Annotated in this window: 11 protein-coding genes, 1 tRNA gene and 2 pseudogenes; 13 read left to right on the top strand and 1 reads right to left on the bottom strand. The window is 64.9% G+C overall.

Annotated features, from left to right (window positions below; all coding sequences use genetic code 11):
* Position 1: 1 nt before the first annotated feature.
* From J2S76_RS08740 to J2S76_RS08730, 3 genes are read left to right on the top strand one after another with little or no spacing between them, the layout of a single operon-like run.
* A complete protein-coding gene (locus J2S76_RS08740; RefSeq protein WP_307059529.1) occupies positions 2 to 808 on the top strand; it encodes an ABC transporter ATP-binding protein in 807 nt (268 codons plus the stop codon).
* Positions 809 to 819: 11 nt separating this feature from the next.
* The gene (locus J2S76_RS08735) at positions 820 to 1,572 is read left to right on the top strand and encodes an ABC transporter permease (protein WP_307059527.1); all 753 of its coding nucleotides are present in this window, start codon (positions 820 to 822) and stop codon (positions 1,570 to 1,572) included.
* Complete coding sequence (locus J2S76_RS08730; RefSeq protein ID WP_307059525.1) at positions 1,572 to 2,276, top strand: fumarylacetoacetate hydrolase family protein; 705 nt, start codon at positions 1,572 to 1,574, stop codon at positions 2,274 to 2,276. The genes J2S76_RS08735 and J2S76_RS08730 overlap by 1 nt, the downstream gene beginning before the upstream one ends.
* A gap of 130 nt (positions 2,277 to 2,406) precedes the next feature.
* Here the strand turns inward: J2S76_RS08730 and J2S76_RS08725 are convergent, their stop codons facing one another.
* Positions 2,407 to 4,533: a DEAD/DEAH box helicase gene (locus J2S76_RS08725; RefSeq protein WP_307059523.1), complete on the bottom strand. Its 2,127-nt coding sequence runs from the start codon at positions 4,531 to 4,533 to the stop codon at positions 2,407 to 2,409.
* 349 nt (positions 4,534 to 4,882) lie between these two features.
* On the opposite strand from J2S76_RS08725, the gene J2S76_RS08720 reads away from it, so the two are divergent.
* From J2S76_RS08720 to J2S76_RS08670, 10 genes and pseudogenes are all read left to right on the top strand, one after another.
* A complete protein-coding gene (locus J2S76_RS08720; protein ID WP_307059521.1) occupies positions 4,883 to 6,412 on the top strand; it encodes an MFS transporter in 1,530 nt (509 codons plus the stop codon).
* A gap of 248 nt (positions 6,413 to 6,660) precedes the next feature.
* Positions 6,661 to 6,734 (top strand) — tRNA-Gly (locus tag J2S76_RS08715).
* Between the two features lie 544 nt (positions 6,735 to 7,278).
* Positions 7,279 to 7,485: pseudogene (locus J2S76_RS08710) on the top strand (response regulator); the annotation flags it as partial.
* Positions 7,486 to 8,262: pseudogene (locus J2S76_RS23175) on the top strand (DegT/DnrJ/EryC1/StrS family aminotransferase).
* Positions 8,263 to 8,435: 173 nt separating this feature from the next.
* A complete protein-coding gene (locus J2S76_RS08695; RefSeq protein WP_307059518.1) occupies positions 8,436 to 10,985 on the top strand; it encodes a tetratricopeptide repeat protein in 2,550 nt (849 codons plus the stop codon).
* Between the two features lie 797 nt (positions 10,986 to 11,782).
* Entirely contained in the window at positions 11,783 to 12,445 is a 663-nt protein-coding gene (gene paoA, locus J2S76_RS08690) for an aldehyde dehydrogenase iron-sulfur subunit PaoA (RefSeq protein ID WP_307059516.1), read from the top strand.
* The gene (locus tag J2S76_RS08685; RefSeq protein ID WP_307059514.1) at positions 12,442 to 13,392 is read left to right on the top strand and encodes an FAD binding domain-containing protein; all 951 of its coding nucleotides are present in this window, start codon (positions 12,442 to 12,444) and stop codon (positions 13,390 to 13,392) included. Before paoA ends, J2S76_RS08685 begins: the two co-directional genes overlap by 4 nt.
* Positions 13,393 to 13,395: 3 nt before the next feature.
* Complete coding sequence (gene paoC, locus J2S76_RS08680) at positions 13,396 to 15,606, top strand: aldehyde oxidoreductase molybdenum-binding subunit PaoC (RefSeq protein ID WP_307059512.1); 2,211 nt, start codon at positions 13,396 to 13,398, stop codon at positions 15,604 to 15,606.
* Positions 15,607 to 15,761: 155 nt separating this feature from the next.
* Complete coding sequence (locus tag J2S76_RS08675; protein ID WP_307059510.1) at positions 15,762 to 16,697, top strand: 2-hydroxyacid dehydrogenase; 936 nt, start codon at positions 15,762 to 15,764, stop codon at positions 16,695 to 16,697.
* A 78-nt stretch (positions 16,698 to 16,775) separates the two neighbouring features.
* Positions 16,776 to 16,943 carry a hypothetical protein gene (locus J2S76_RS08670; protein WP_307059508.1) on the top strand — a complete coding sequence of 56 codons (168 nt, stop codon included), beginning with the start codon at positions 16,776 to 16,778 and terminating at the stop codon, positions 16,941 to 16,943.
* Positions 16,944 to 16,989 lie beyond the last annotated feature (46 nt).

Here is a 16,989-nt window from a genome sequence, read left to right as displayed (position 1 = left end):
CATGCGGAACATTACCGCTCAGGCGGCCAGTGCCGCCGCCGTCGCCGCCGGCTCGGACGTCGCGGTCGAAGTGCGCGGCGTATGCAAGATGTATAATGAGGTCGAAGCCCTGCGCGGCATCGATCTCGACTTCCCCGCCGGCAAGCTGACCACGTTGCTCGGCCCGTCCGGCTGCGGCAAGACCACGCTTCTCAAGATCATAGCCGGTCTGATCCCCGCCACCTCGGGCGAGATCCGGGTTAATGGCCAGACCGTCACCGGCCCCGGTCCCGAGCGCGCCTTCGTGTTCCAGGATTTCGCGCTGATGCCGTGGGCAACGGTCATGCGCAATGTCGCCTTCGGCCTGGAGCTCAAGGGCATGGGCAAGGACGAGCGCCAGTCGATCGCCCGGAAGTACATCGCCGAGGTCGGCCTGTCTGGCTTTGAGAGCAAGTACCCGCACGAGCTTTCCGGCGGCATGCGCCAGCGCGTCGGCCTCGCCCGCGCTTTCGCGGTGAATGCCGATGTGCTCCTGCTCGACGAGCCGTTCTCGGCGGTGGACGAGCAGAACCGGCGCAAGTTCCAGGAGGACCTGCTCGAACTGGTCGAGAAGGAGAAGAAGACCTTCATCTTCGTCACCCATTCGATCGAGGAAGCGGTCTACTGCTCCGACCGCATCGTGATCCTCTCGCGCCGGCCCGGCCGGATCGCCCAGATCATTGAGCCGGAAATCGACCGTACGGCCTCGCCGGACGCCATTCGCCGTGACCAGGGCTACCTCGATACGGTCGAGGAAATCTGGCAGGGCCTCAAGCGCTACGTCGATTAGGGGAGGCTGCGATGACTTTGTTTGGTTTTCGCGTGCCCATGATGGCGTCGCTGCTCGTGTGGTGCGTCATCTGGGAAATCGTCGGGCGCTCCGGCGCCATGTTCCTCATCCCGCCGCTCTCCGACGTGATTGTCGCGGCCGTGGCGCTGGTACAAACCGCTACCTGGCAGTCGGCGGCGATCACCACGCTGAACAGCTTCCTGCTCGGCATGTTCTTCGCCATCGTCGTCGGCATCGCCATTGGCGTGCTGATGGGGCGCTCGACCACCGCGGACAGCCTGCTCGGCATCTGGGTGAACATCTTCGTCTCGGCGCCGCTCTCGGCGCTGGTGCCGGTGCTGATGATCCTGTTTGGCATGGGCGAGACCACCGTGGTGGTCACGGTTTTCCTGTTCGCCGTCTGGATCATCGTGCTCGACACGCGGGCAGGCATTCAGGGCGTGCCGCCCTCGCTCGTCGAGATGGGGCGCAGCTATGGTGCGTCGCCCTGGACGCTCTACGGCAAGATCATATTCTTCGCTGCGCTGCCCGAAATACTTGCCGGCATCCGGCTGGGCGTGGTGCGCGGCGTCAAGGGCGTGGTGATCGGCCAACTTCTGGTGGCGATCATCGGCTATGGCGAATTGTTCGAGCTCTATTCGCGCAATTTCGACATGGAGAACTTCTGGGCCCTGACCATCATCCTTTTCGCCGCCGCGATGGGGCTTTCGGCCCTGATCGAGAGCATTGAGAAACGCGTCGACTATTACGCAGGAGTACGCTGATGAACGCGCCTATCGACACTTCCGTCTATGTGATCACGCCTCCTGGCATTCCGACGCTGCCCGTCGAAGGCTCGGACCAGCTGTTCCCGATCCACCGCATCTACTGCGTCGGGCGCAACTACGCCGAGCACGCCATCGAGATGGGGCATGATCCCGACAAGGAACCGCCCTTCTTCTTTCAGAAGAATCCCGACAACGTCATCACTGACGGCACCTTCCCCTATCCAGACAAGTCCAGCGACGTGCATTACGAGCTGGAAATGCTGGTCGCGATCGGCAAGGGCGGTGTGAACATCCCGGTCGAATCCGCGCTCGATCACGTGTGGGGCTATGGCGTGGGTCTCGACATGACCCGCCGCGACCTGCAGGGCGAGGCCAAGAAGCTTGGCCGTCCGTGGGAAATTGGCAAGGCCTTCGAGGACTCTGCCCCCTGCTCGGCGCTGGTGCCCGCCTCGGTCATCGGCCATCCCGCCGCTGGCAAGGTGTGGCTGAACGTCAACGGCACGCAGCGCCAGGTCGGCGACCTCAACCAGATGATCTGGAAGGTGCCGGAAATGATCTCCTACCTCTCCGGCCTGTTCGAGCTCGAGCCGGGCGACGTGATCATGTCCGGCACCCCGGCCGGTGTCGGCGCCATTGTCCGCGGCGATGTCATGGAGGGCGGCGTCGACGGCGTCGGCACGCTCACGGTCAAGGTCGTCTGAACGGCATTTCGCCGGCACCGGGTGGCTCTCATCGGGTGCCGGCACTGCCTCTACCAAACGGGACGCGGCGGCATCGCCTGCGTCCCGTTTCGCGTCCGGGGCCAAAAGAGCCGCCCCGCCAAGTGCAGCGTCAGGGGCGCCGTGGCGGCTTGTTCTTTGCGGGCTTGGCGTAGGGCTTGCCGCCTGCCTTCTTGCCCTCGAAAGGTTTGCCCTCGAACGGTTTTCCCGCGGGCTTCCTGCCCGGAGCTCCCTTGCCCTCCGGCTTCTTGCCTTCGAACCTGCCCGGCGGTTTCCCCTCGAACGCAGTGGGACGCGCGGGCTTGGTCGGCCGCTCGCCGTCGCTATTGGCCAGCGGGTTCCATTCGCGCGGCTTCTCGAACCCGCCCTTGCGGTGCGCCGGCTTGCTGCGCTCATAGGTTCCGCCTTCCGGCGCATCGCGCTTCGGGCGGCTATCTGCCGGCGTGCCCTCTGCCGGCTCGCGGCGAATAGCGGGCTCGCGGAAAGGCTTCTCGTAAACCGGCTTCTGGTGCGGGGGTGTCTCGTAAGCGGGCTTGTCGTAAGCGGGCTTGTCGCGCTCCGGGCGCTGGCGTTGCGGCCGCTCCGGCGAAGGCCTGCTGCGCGGTGGGCGCGACGAACGTTCCTCCGACGGCCCGCCGGGCAGCGGCTCGATGACGACGTCGCCGCCCTCGATCTTGCGCACCGATTTGCCGAAGCGATCAGCGGCCGCGCGGCTCACCTCGAAGGCGGTCTCCTCGTCGAGGATGCGGATGATGCCGATTTCCTTGCGGGTCACGTTGCCACGACGGCAGATCAGCGGCAGCAGCCATTTGGGGTCGGCATTGCTGCGGCGCCCGACATTGAGGCGGAACCACACGCTTCCGCCGCCCGACGGTCCGCCAAACTCCCGGTCGGCGGCGCGATCGCGCACCGCGCCCCCGCGCGGCTCGCCAGGGTCGGCGACCTCCTCCGGCGCCGGCAGGCCGGCGCGATAGAGCCGCACCAGCGCGGCGGCCAGATGCTCGGGCGCATGGGCGGCGAGCAAGGTGCGACCGGCGGCGAGGTCTTCCTCATTCGCTTCATCGGTGAGCAGGGCGTCGCGCAACATGCGCTCATGATCGAGCTTGCGGATTTCTTCCGAGGTCGGCGGGCCGGACCAGGCCGGCGCGATGCCGAGCCCGCGCATAAGGTCCTCGGTCCGCCGGCGCCGGAAGGGCGGCACCAGAAGCACGCTCACACCCTTGCGCCCGGCCCGCCCTGTGCGGCCGCTGCGGTGCTGCAGGCTCTCGGCATCGTTCGGCAGGTCGGCATGGATGACGAGGCCGAGATTAGGCAGGTCGATGCCACGTGCGGCGACGTCGGTGGCAACGCACACCCGCGCGCGCCCGTCCCGGAGGGCTTGCAGAGCGTGGTTTCGGTCGTTCTGGCTGAGTTCGCCGGACAATGCCACGGCCGAGAACTGCCGTTCCTGCAGCATGGCGTGCAGCCGGCGGACCGCCTCGCGCGTGTTGCAGAACACGATGGCGCTCGGCGTGTCATAGAAGCGCAGCACGTTGACCACCGCATGGTCGATCTCGGTCGGGGCGATGCGGATGGTGCGGTATTCGATATCGGCGTGCCCGCCCTCGGCGCTCGCCACCTCGATGCGCAGGGCGTCCCGCTGATAGCGCTTGGCCAGCGCGGTGATCCCGCGGGGCATGGTGGCAGAGAACAGCAGGCTGCGCCGCTCCGGCGGGGTGGCATCGAGAATGAACTCGAGATCCTCGCGGAAGCCGAGGTCGAGCATCTCGTCGGCCTCGTCGAGTACGACGACCTTCAGCGCGGAGAGATCGAGCCGGCCGCGCTCCAGATGGTCGCGCAGCCGCCCCGGCGTGCCGACGACGATATGGGCGCCCTGGTTCAGCAGTCGCTGTTCCTGGCGCGGATCCATGCCGCCGACACAGGAAACGATGCGCGCGCCCGTCGCCGCATAGAGCCAGGCGAATTCGCGCTGGACCTGCAGCGCTAGCTCGCGGGTGGGCGCCACAACCAGCGCCAGGGGAGCCGTTGCGTGCGGCAGGCGCTCCTCGCTGCCCAGCAGCGTCTCGGCCATGGCAAGGCCATAGGCCACGGTCTTGCCGGAACCTGTTTGCGCCGACACCAGCAGGTCGCGCCCCGTCGCCTCGGGTGCCAGCACGGCCAGTTGCACCGGTGTCGGGTTGTTATAGTCCCGTTCGGCCAGCGCTTGGGCAAGCGCCGGGTTCGTCGTCATGAAGGTCACGGCTGGTCCGCCTATGTCGCAGTCTCGTCAGGCGTCGAGGGGAGCCATCGGAAAAATGTCTGTAAGCCCCTTCCTTAATCGCGCCGGGGCCGCGACGCCACTACCGTCCGCGCATCCCCGCGCCGTGTCCTGCGCGGGGCGCGCGCCTTTTGTTGACTGTGTTGGGGCCGGACGGAGCCCTGGCCGTGCAGGGACGCGGCCTTGTCCCTCCTGACGCAGGCGTGTCCACACCACCTTCCGGCCGGCTTCCCTTGAATCGCGCCCGCCTCGCCGGCGAGTGCCGTCACGCGCCTTTCACCCCAAGTCATCAAGTTGCATCATACCGTCGCCGAACGATGCAGGAACCATGATGCAACAGCACTCTACCCATCCGAGTCACGAGCCCGCCCTCGGCAGGACGGTTCAGTCCTACATCGACGAGCGGCCGAGCTGGCCGGATGGCACGCCTGTGCCCGTGACACCAATGACGACGATGCAGTGGCGCATCTGGGGGCTCGCTGCGGCCGGCAAGTTCTTCGAAGGGCTCGTCGTCTTCATGACCGGTGTGGCGATGCCGTTGATCGCCAACGAATTCGGCCTCGGCGCGGTCGAGCACGGGGTTGTCGGTGCCGCCTCGCTTGCCGGCATCCTGGTGGGTGCATTGCTGCTCGGTGGCCTTGCCGATCAGTTCGGGCGCAAGCTCATGTTCATCGTCGAGATGGTGCTGTTCATCATCTTCCTGATGCTGCTCTCGGTGGCGCCGAGCTACGTCTGGCTGGTCATCTTCCTGTTCGGCATCGGCTTGGCACTCGGCTGCGACTACCCGACGGCGCATCTCATCATTTCCGAGAGCATCCCGACGAGTGCCCGTGGCCGCCTCGTGCTCGGCGCGTTCGCCTTCCAGGCAGTTGGTGCCCTGGTTGGCACGGGTGTCGGCTATGTCGTCCTCACATTCGATCCCGATGTGACGGCGTGGCGGTGGATGTATGCCGCAGCCATCATCCCGGCCATGATCGTCCTTGCCGGTCGCTTCTTCGTCACCGAGAGCGCGCCCTGGCTGTTCGCCCGGGGCCGGAAACACGAAGCCGAGCGCGAAACCGCACGCCTGCTGCAGCGCAAGCCGACCTATCCGAAAAAGGTGGTGCTCTCCGCAACCCGCCAGGTGGAGGCCGGCGCCAGCGGCTGGAAGGCGCTGTTCGACCGCCGAAACCGCCGCGCAACCATCCTCGCCTCGGTGCCATGGTTCCTTCAGGACCTGTCGACCTATGGAATCGGCATCTTCACCCCCACCATCCTCGCCGCGGCGCTCGGTCATGACAGTGGCAACGCCCGCAACATCGCCGAAATCATACAGAACGACATCGGCGCTGCCGAGGGCGCGGCCATGATCGACGTACTGCTTATCGTGGGCATCATCTTCGCGGTGGCCCTCGCCGACCGGGTCGGTCGCGTACCTTTGCAGATCCTCGGCTTTATCGGCTGCGCCGCTGGCCTGCTGATCGCCTCCTTCTCCGCCTATTACGACGGTACGATGGGGACGGCGCTCATCTTTATCGGCTTCATGATGTTCAACTTCATGACCAATCTCGGCCCGAACGCGCAGACTTACCTGCTTGCCGGCGAAGTGTTTCCCACCGCCATTCGGGGCAAGGGCGCGGGCTTTGCGGCTGCCTTCGCCAAGATGGGTGCCGTGCTTACCGCCTTCGGCTTCCCCATTCTCCTTGCGTCGATCGGCCAGCAGGCGCTGCTTTATGGCCTCGTGGTGATGTCGCTGCTCGGTGCCGCCGTCACCTGGTGGTTCCGCATTGAGACGACAGGTGTCAGCCTCGACGCGGTGGGCACGCACGGTCACCATGCTGCCAAGGCGCCGGTGCCGGATAGCGCTATCGCCGAACTCTGACGCTACCGTGTTCTTTCCATCCCCCTGGGGGACGGGTCCTTCCTGTCCTGTTCGTTGCGCTTCGCGAGGCGGGGGCGTGACGAGCAGGACGGGGATCAACTCACGTCCAAAATGCGCGGACGCCTCAGCTGCCCTCCGTCGAGGGCTCCGACCTGTAAGGTGGACGGCAGGGAGGCTTCTCTCCTGTGAAGCGTGCGCCGGGGGACTTGAAGCGCCCGCGCCGCGCCATTAAGGTGCCGCCTGCCTGAGCGGGCGTAGTTCAATGGTAGAACGGCAGCTTCCCAAGCTGCATACGAGGGTTCGATTCCCTTCGCCCGCTCCAGCGCAAACCTTTATGCAACAACGGTTTGTCGGCCTACCGCTGAACTGCACGTTCGCCACGTTCCCCATCGCGGTCCCCATACCCGCTACAACTGTTCCACACCTCGTCCGGGATGCCGGCCGCGCGGGCGATCACGCGCCACTCGCCGGAATAGGCATCCTTGGCGCAGGGGCGGACCGCACGCTCCCTTCGATGCGGGCCCACGTTGCGCGTGTCACGGGGCACAGGATGCTCGGTTAGGTTGAGAGGAGATGGGTTTCGGCTGGCGTCTCGCCGCTGATCGTGAGCAGCCGAGTTTGGCGCGTCCGCGCTACCCAGAACGATTCGGGTGAGTTGGCTCGGTGGCGAAGGCGGGGCAGGGGCCTGCACCGATTAGTATGCCTGCACGTTGGACCAGCATGGTAGGATGCAGCGGAACGTCCACCTCAGATCCGTTGTGCGAGGACGTTCCCGCCGAATGATGGCTCGCTCAGCGGGTTTTCGGCCCATGAGGGCCATGCCGTGTCAAACGAACCGATTGCGCATTTCGAGGCGGCGAGCACGAGTGCAGATGCCCGGCACCATGGACGGCATCAAGCTCTCCCACTACATCCGCGACCGCTGGCCGGCGGTGAAGCTGGTCGTGGCCTCCGGCAAGGCGATCCTGGAGGAGGGCAGCCTGCCCTTGGGAAGCCAGTTCTTCCCAAAACCCTATGACGGCCATGCCATCGCCGACGCGATAGCTCGCGCACTCTCAAGCGCAGCAAATTGACTGTGTTTATTTACGCGGAGAAGTCCCTTCACCAGCATCGACCGCGCGATCAGCATACGCAACGGGACAACCGCTCTTCATCTCGCCTTTCATTGCCTCGACATCGGCCGCGGCGACGAAGCAATGGTCCTATCCTTCATCTACATCGCGTCGGTGAAAAGGAACGCGCTGACGGTCGCCACCCCCGTCTTCGCCGACTGCTGCGCGGATGGCTGGCAGATGGGGCCTGAGGATATGGCGCCCCTGATCACCTCCCGGACCAAGGCGATCGTGCCGGTGCCTCTTTACGGAGCCGTGTGCGACATGGACGATCATGGCGATCGCCGGGAAGCACGGCCTGAGGGCGATTGAGAATTGCGCGGAGCGCCTCAGCGCGTCGCGCGCCAACACTCACACCGGCGCCTTCGGGGATGTCGGCGCGGTCTCCTGCTTCGGCAACAAGACCATCACTACCGGGAAAGGTGGGCCGTGGTGACGGGCGCCCGGACGCCGGCCACGAGAATGCGCAAGGTCAAGGGGCAGGGCCAGAGCTTCGTGCAGCGCTGTTGGCACGATCAGCTCGTGTTCAGCGACCGCATGACCAAAGTCGCCGCCGCGATCGGCCTGCCGCAGCTTGAGCGGCAGGCCGATATCCTCGCATCCAAACGGCGCATAGCAGAACGGCATCACGAGTTGCCGGCCGACGATTCAGGGGCGTTCCAGCGCCCCGGCGACGGTGTCGTCTCAACGGATGGACACGCAGTGGTCCGAACGGATTCGTCGGCTCATGAACCTTGACGTCGCGGGCGCGGCAATGGAAGTTGCGTGCCGAGACGGAGCGGGCTCGCTTGCACAGCATGATCGGCAGCAAGTTTCGGCTTGTACTCCATGAACGTCTCGCCCGCACGTGCCTCTATTACGCATTTTTTCTTCGTCCCCCGCCGAGCCGATTTTGGAAGCATGCCACTGCTATGAAAAGTGCCTTCATTTCCAGTTTGGAAAACTCGTTCCGGCGTACCGCCGTTGGAAAGTGGCTGCGTCTGCGGAGGGAGTCCACGGCGAAAGCCTGGGCCAGGGCGGACATCGCCCTCTCGAGGAGCGATGCGGCGACCGCTCATGAAATCTACCGCGTCCTTGCCCGACGCAGGCCGGTCACCTCGCATGACTTTCTCCTTGTGGGACTGGCGAATTACCGGTTGGGGAATGCGGCGCGTGCGACGAAGGTCCTCGCGAAAGGCAACAGGCGCTATCCCCTCGTAGATGTCGATGCAAACGATCCTGAAGCGATAGAGGCGGCCCTTGAGCAGTTTTCCGAGCGCAAGGACCAGCTGAAGATTATCGAGTATTATATCGACAAGGGAGACATATCCCGTGTTAAGCGCAAGCTGAGCCGGGGTCCCGGTGATGAACCTGACCCGAGCGGTTCGCTTTGGAACATCGCGAATCGGCTGGAAGAAAAGGGCTTTGCAGCCGAAGCTCATGAAATCTACCGGTCTTTGGTGGCTCGACCGTGCGAGGTCATGTGGGATGCTTATTTCGCGGGAGCGGCCGCACTGAGGCTGGGCGATATCGCTGCTTGCCTGACGGCCCTTGAAACGGGGCTGAGAAAATATCCAGAATCGGCTGAACTTCGTCATTTTTATACTCAGATAAGTGCTCATCATCTTGAATATGAGCGATATTTTTGTTTAATGGATGAATTATCAATTAGTTATGATTATGAAAATCGATCAGTCGCCGATTTCTACATAAAAGCGATGCAGTCGGATCCCCTGATCGCCGAAGCTCTCATATTGAACTACAAGGATCTTCAACGAATATGCGCCGCGGGGTCCTTTGACGGACTTATTCGCAAAGTTCTGGAGATTGTAGGGCGGGCGCAATTACCCAGCCATAAGGCCAGATTGTTCACCTTTTTCTGCAGATATCTGGATCTGGATGAAAGCTTCGCGGCGACGCTGCGACAGATGGTTCGACATCAGTCCGATGATGGAGGGGAGGTTAGCGACGCGCTGAAGAAAGATGAGCGCGTGATCGACATGCTGTTCCAGCTGACCCCGCCGATGGTTCCGTCTGCGGCGGGCCAGGTCGAGGCGCAGATGCACCAGTTCATCGACGCGTGCAATTTCCTCGCTCTTTCGCCGATCGAATTGGCGGAGCCGATCAGCGACATGTCCAACAATTGGACGCCATGGCAGCAGCTGTTCTGCCTAGGTGCCATCGACACCTACAACTCCGCCGTCAGCGCCTTGGAGAGTCTTGCCTTCAAGACCTGGCCGAAGCTCAACCACACCGCCCTCCACGTCTCCGACGGGACGCTGCGACCCGTCCCGGGCCGGCGGATCCGCATCGGTTTCATGGTGCACGATTCCATGCCGATGATGTCGGGCCTGCTCAGCGGACTGGACCCGACCCTCTTCGAGACCGTCTTCATCCGCCCGGGAAAAATGGGGTTGAGCCGGGCCGCGCGGGACTGGGTCCTGCGTTCGGAACGAGTGGTCGAGGTTTCCGATATGGATGTCTATTCGGCCATCGATGTGATCGCGGCCGAGCAGCTCGACATCATCGTGTCGGGTCCATCGGTTGCATCGGTGTTCTTTCCGATGATGGCGCGGCTCGCGCATCTGCAGATGGTCCTGCTCGAGCCGAACTGGACCGACGGGCTGACCAATGCGGACTACTACATCTCCTGGAAACCCGCCGAGCCGGTCGATGTCGGAAAGTTCTACAGGTCGAAGGTCGCCCTGCTGGAACACCCGCCCTATTACATCGAACGGCATTCGGTGGACGAGATCACCGAATCGACGAAGGCGGAGTTAAGGCAGCGACTGTTCGGGCCGGGCGCCGAGGGGCGCATCTATCTTTGCGCCAACACGCCGCCCAAGATCCATCCCGATATGGACGGCATGTTCCGCAGGCTGCTGGAGAGTGATCCCGAAGCGACGCTCGTCTTCCTGCGGGGCGAATATCCTCCGTCCAAGACGCTGCGGTTCAGGCTGCACCAGAGGCTCGGCGAGTTGATGAACAGGGTCGTCTTCTTGCGCACGTTGACGCAGGTGGATGCCCATAGCCTGCTGCTTTCGGTCGACTGCTGCCTGGATTCGTTCCCCCTCTGCGGCATGTCGTCGAGTTTCGACGCGGCGATGCTGGGCGTGCCCACGGTTACACTTCCCAGGGAGATGCCCTTCGGGAAATGGACCGCGACGATCTATAAGCACATCGGCGTGTCGGGTCTGACGGCAAGAGACGAGGACGAATATCTGCAGATCGCCCACAGGCTCGCCAAGGACCCTGTCTGGCGAAACGCTCTGGGTGCCGAGCTGCGGCAGAAGGCCGGGCCCCTCGTCGAGAGCGCCGCGAGCGTTGGCGCGTTCGCAGAATTCGTCGCCCGCTCGTGGGAGCGTCATCAGGCGGGACTTCCTCCGGCGGATTGGATCGACGGCAGTTGGCAAGCGCCGGCCGCCCCCGTGCAGCAGAGCGCCGCGCCAATCGAGAGCCGGAAAGCCGCGGCGTCGGCCTGACGATCGGCCGGCGGCGCGCGCCGGGCGGGACTGGCGATCGTCGACGACCGATCGACGATATCGTCGAGGATTCGATCCACAGACCCTGCAGCAGCGTAAGCCGTACCGGCGCTGCTGCCCCCAAGCGATGGCCCGCGCGGTCATGGAGGATGCCGTCGGCTTCCGTGAGCGTCTCTATGACGCCGAGCGCCACCTTGCCGATGTCGATCCGCTGGGGGCGCTTGCGCGCGGCGAGGTGACGAGGCACCTCCGCCATCGGCGTGAGCCCGAACATGGCGGAGACAACCGCGCATCTCGATCGAGCGTCTGCGCGGTTGCCACCCACGCGCAGGAATCGAGATGCTGCAAGGTCGCCTCGAACCCGCGGCCGGCGGCAAGGGCCTCGGCGTCCACGACCTATTAGGCTAAGCAATGGCAGAGGGCAGCGAGCCTAAGAGGGGGCTTATGCAAGAAGATTTGTTAAATCGAATAATTTCGATGGCTTAATATCAAAATTAGACTGTCTTCGCCGGGTGCGGCGTCGCATGCGCCTGCGACGCTCACTGCTATCCGTTCCGCTCCAGTCGCGGCCCGTCACGTCGACAAGCGATCGTGACCACGTCGGATGTCGAGCATCATTTGCGAGTGATTCCAGAAACTTGACGGAGCCGATGTCGTAAGGCGTACGGCTTGGCTCGGCGGCGTCGGGAACTCATCGCGCAAGCTGGCATTGCCCCGGTGAATACGAGGTGGGACCGCGACCCAAGGGTGTCGGGCTTCGCCCGCCAGCATCTGGATCACCCAAACGCGGATCACCCATGCAGCGAACTCCCGATACCGGATTGTCACGACGCGATCTGCTTGCGGCCGGGGCTGTGACCGTCGCCGCCACCACCGCCGGGAGCAGCGCGCGGGCCGAAGGCGCGGCAGAGATCGCGCCGGCGAATGAGGTTGTCGTGGCGTTGCAGACGCAGATGCAGATCAGCTTCACCATCAACGGTACCGTCAAGGAGCTGAACGTCGACACCCGCACCACGCTGCTCGACGCGCTGCGTGAGCATCTCCACCTTACCGGGACCAAGAAGGGCTGCGATCACGGCCAGTGCGGGGCCTGCACGGTGATGGTGGATGGCGTACGTATCAATTCCTGCCTGACGCTGGCCGTCATGCATGAGGGCGACTCTATCACCACGATCGAGGGGCTCGGGCAGCCCGGCGAGTTGCACCCGATGCAGGCCGCTTTCGTTTCGCGTGACGGCTATCAGTGCGGCTATTGCACGCCAGGGCAGATCTGCTCGGCGGTGGCGGTCCTGAACGAGATTGAGGCCGGTGTCCCGAGCCATGTCACTGGCGATCTCACCGCGGCGCCTGAAGCCTCAGTCGATGAGCTGCGCGAGCGCATGAGCGGCAATATCTGCCGCTGCGGCGCCTATTCCAACATCATCGACGCCATTTCCGACGTTTCGAGGAGCCCCGCATGAGGCCCTTTACCTATGAGCGCGCCACTACACCGGCTGAGGCGGCAGCGGCCGCCGCCCACACCCAGGGCGCCCGGTTCATTGCCGGTGGCACGAACCTGCTGGACCTGATGAAGCTGCAGATCGAAACGCCGCCCCATCTGATCGACGTCAATGGTCTCGGGCTCGATAACATAGAGGCCACGGAGGATGGCGGCCTGCGCATCGGGGCGCTCGTCAGCAACACCAATCTTGCGGCGGATCCGCGGGTGCGGCGGGACTATGGCCTCCTTGCCCGGGCGCTGCTCGCCGGCGCCTCGGGGCAGTTGCGCAACAAGGCTACCACCGCGGGAAACCTGCTCCAGCGCACGCGCTGCCCTTATTTCTATGACACAGCCCAGCCGTGCAACAAGCGCCAGCCCGGTAGCGGCTGCGCGGCCATCGGCGGCTTCACCCGTCAGCTTGGGGTGATCGGCACCAGCGACGCCTGCATCGCCACCCATCCCAGCGACATGGCGGTCGCCCTGCGGGCACTGGACGCGACGGTGGAGACGGTGCGGGCCGACGGCGCCACGCGCTCCATCCCAATGGCCGATTTCCATCGTCTTCCCGGCGACACCCCGCATGTCGAGACCGCGCTGGAGACGGGCGAGCTGATTACATCGGTAGTGTTGCCGAAGCCTCTCGGTGGGCGCCACATTTATCGCAAGGTGCGCGACCGCGCCTCCTATGCCTTCGCGCTGGTCTCTGTCGGTGCCGTCCTTCAGCCCGACGGAACGGGCCGCGTCGCGCTCGGTGGTGTCGCCCACAAGCCGTGGCGTGGTGAGGCGGCCGAGAGCGAAATGCCGCGCGGGGCAAACGCCGTCGTCGGGCAGTTGCTGGCGGGCGCGCGGCCCACGCGCGAGAACGCCTTCAAGATCACGCTGGTCGAGCGCACGCTCGCGTCAATCCTCGTCGAGGCAAAGGGCTGAGCCATGAAATTCGATTCCGCCGCCACGACCAATCCGATCGACCGACTGAAAGTGATCGGCCAGCCGCTCGACCGGATCGACGGCCCGCTCAAAACCACGGGGAAGGCGCCTTATGCCTATGAGCGGCACGATATCGTCGCCGACCCCGCCTATGGCCATGTGATCGGCGCCACGATCGCCAAGGGCCGTATCACCGCGATGGACCTGTCGGCGGCGGAACGCGCGCCCGGCGTGCTGGCCGTCGTCACGGCCCGGAATGCCGGTGTCCTCAAGAAGGGCAACTACAACACCGCCCATTTGCTCGGCGGGCCCGATATCCAGCACTACCATCAGGCGGTCGCCCTCGTGGTGGCGGAGAGCTTCGAGCAGGCCCGCGCCGCCGCTCACCTTGTGCGTATCGACTATAAGGCCGAGCCTGGCAGGTTCGATCTGCACGCCGCAAAGGGCTCCGCCACCGCGCCCGAGCCCAGTGACCTCACCGGACCGATCGACACCCATGTCGGCGATTTTCCCCGCGCCTTCGCGCAGGCCGCCGTGCGGCTCGACGAGACATATACGACGCCGGACCAGTCCCACGCGATGATGGAGCCGCACGCCACGCTTGCCAGCTGGGAGGGGGACAGTCTGACCGTCTGGACCTCCAACCAGATGGTCGCCTGGTCGACAGGCGAGCTTGCCACCACACTCGGCATCCCGCCGGAAAAGGTCCGCCTCATTTCCCCCTATATCGGCGGTGGCTTCGGCTCGAAGCTGTTTCTTCGCGCCGATGTGGTGCTGGCCGCGCTCGGTGCCCGGGCGGCGGGCCGTCCTGTCAAGGTCGCGCTGCAGCGCCCATTAATCGCCAACAATACCACCCATCGCCCGGCGACGATCCAGCGCGTCCGCCTCGGTGCCGAGCGCGATGGTACGATCACCGCCATCGGCCACGAGAGCTGGTCCGGCGATCTGGAAGGCGGCGGGCCGGAGACGGCGGTCGGGCAGACTCGCCTGCTCTATGCCGGCGCCAACCGCATGACCTCCATGCGCCTTGCCGTGCTCGACCTGCCCGAGGGCAACGCCATGCGCGCGCCGGGCGAGGCGCCGGGCCTGATGGCGCTGGAGATCGCCATGGACGAGATGGCGGAAAAACTCGGTATCGACCCGGTCGAGTTCCGCATTCGAAACGACACCCAGGTCGACCCGGAGCATCCGGAGCGCCCCTTTTCGGCGCGGCCCTTCGTGCAATGTCTGCGCCTCGGGGCCGAGCGCTTCGGGTGGGATCGGCGCAACGCCCGCCCGGGTCAGATCCGCGACGGCCGCTGGCTGATCGGCCTCGGCATGGCCGCCGGCTTCCGCAACAACCTGCTGGCAAAATCCGGTGCGCGTGTGCGGCTGGACAACCTAGGAGTCGTGACGGTCGAGACCGACATGACCGATATCGGCACCGGCAGCTACACCATCATCGCCCAGACCGCTGCCGAGATGATGGGCGTGCCCATGGAGCAGGTGCGTGTGGTGCTTGGGGATTCCAGCTTCCCCGTCTCGGCCGGTTCGGGCGGCCAGTGGGGCGCGGCCAGTTCCACCGCCGGTGTCTACGCCGCCTGTGTGAAGCTGCGCGAGGAGGTGGCGCGCAAGCTGAGCCTTAACTCGGCGGATGCGGAGTTCGTCGATGGCGAGGTGCGGGTCGGTAATCGCTCCATCAGACTGCAGGCTGCGGCGGCTGAAGGCGATCTCGTCGCCGAGGACCGCATGGAATATGGCGACATCACCGAAAAGATGCAGCAGTCCACCTTCGCCGGCCATTTTGTCGAGGTGGCGGTGGATAGCGCGACAGGGGAGAGCCGCATCCGCCGCATGCTCGCCGTCTGTGCCGCCGGGCGCATCCTGAATCCAAAATCAGCCCGCAGCCAAGTGATCGGCGCCATGACCATGGGCGCGGGGGCGGCGCTGATGGAGGAGCTTGCGGTCGACACAAGGCGGGGGTTCTTCGTCAATCACGACCTCGTCGGCTATGAGGTGCCGGTCCATGCCGACATCCCGCACCAGGAGGTGGTTTTTCTCGACGAGACCGACCCGATGTCGACACCGCTGAAGGCGAAGGGCGTGGGCGAGCTCGGCATATGCGGCGTCGGTGCGGCAGTGGCGAACGCGATCTACAACGCCACAGGCGTGCGGGTGCGGGACTATCCCATCACGCTCGACAAGCATCTCGACCGCTTGCCCGATGTCGCCTGACGCACCGAATTCCCTGTCGGGCAGGTGCAATGGTCGCGCTAGCTGGCACACCCTTCCCACGGAGGCACCTCAGAGCCGGCTTTCTTGGCGTCGTCCCCACCCGTTAGGATAGGTCTGCCCAGCGAGTCGGCGGGCGGGAAAACGGGAGAAGGTGCGTGAGCGGGGAGGCCCTGGTCTTTTACAGTGCAGTGGACAATGCGCAGGAGTGGCGCGCGGCGCTTACCGCCGCGCTCCCTGATCTCGATGTGCGGATCGCTCCTGACATCGGCGACCCCGCCGACATTCGCTATGCTCTGACCTGGGTCCCTCCGGCCGGCTTCTTCGCGCTCTTCCCCAATCTGCAGCTCGTGGTCAATCTTGGTGCCGGCGTGGATGCGCTGATGAAGCGCGACGACCTGGTGCCGGTGAAGTTCGCGCGCCTCAATGATCCCGGAATGGAGGCGATGATGGCGAGCTACGTCATCTTTGCCGTCACCCGCTACGCCCGTGACATCCCGGTTTTCGAGCGCGCCAAGCGGCGGGGAGAGTGGGACTATGTCCATCCCCGCCCGCTGTTCGAGATCAAGGTCGGTGTGCTGGGGCTGGGCGAACTTGGCGCCGCGTCGGCAAAGGCGCTGGCGGCAATGGGCTTCTCGGTCACGGGCTGGTCGCGCAGCCCGAAAGATATTCCTGGCGTGACTGCACTCACCGGCCGGGATGGGCTGGAGCGCGTGCTCTCAGAGAACGAGATTGTGGTGTGCCTGGTGCCGCTGACGCCCGACACCCATCATTTGCTCGGCGCTCCCGAACTGGCCCTCATGCCGAAAGGCGCCAAGCTGGTCAATGTGTCGCGCGGGGCGCTGGTGGATGAGGTGGCGCTGGTCGAGGCGCTGCGGTCCGGCCAGCTCGCCGAGGCGACGCTCGATGTGTTCGAGACGGAACCGCTGCCGAAGGGGCATCCGCTCTGGGCGCTCGACAATGTGCTGATCACCCCGCATGTCGCGAGCATCACCGTGCCTGCCTTGGCCGCGCGTGATGTGGCGGAGAGCATACGCCGCGTGCGTCAGGGCCTGCCGCCGCTGCACGAGGTGGACCCGCACCGCGGCTACTGAGGTGTTGAGCGCGCAGGCGTCGCGCGGGAGGCTCTCATCGACGCCGTTCGTGCTACGCTAACGCCGAGGGAGAAACCAATGGCGGAACCGATGGCGGAAGTGGCACCTTCGCGCGGAAGCTTCTGGAATTGGGGGGCGGGCATCATCGCGCTCCTTATCATCGGTGCGGCGATCGGCCTGTGGGCGCGCCACGGTGCGGCCGTTTTCTTCGACATGCTGACCGCCGGGCTGGCCTATTGCTTCTGAGCCTGTGATTTATCCATGGCGGCGGCCCCTGCGGCCTCGCCGAGCC

Source organism: Ancylobacter vacuolatus, from assembly GCF_030813595.1.
Taxonomy (GTDB): Bacteria; Pseudomonadota; Alphaproteobacteria; order Rhizobiales; family Xanthobacteraceae; genus Ancylobacter; species Ancylobacter vacuolatus.
Note: the sequence above shows the minus strand (reverse complement) of the source record. Positions and strands in the feature narration are given on the sequence as shown.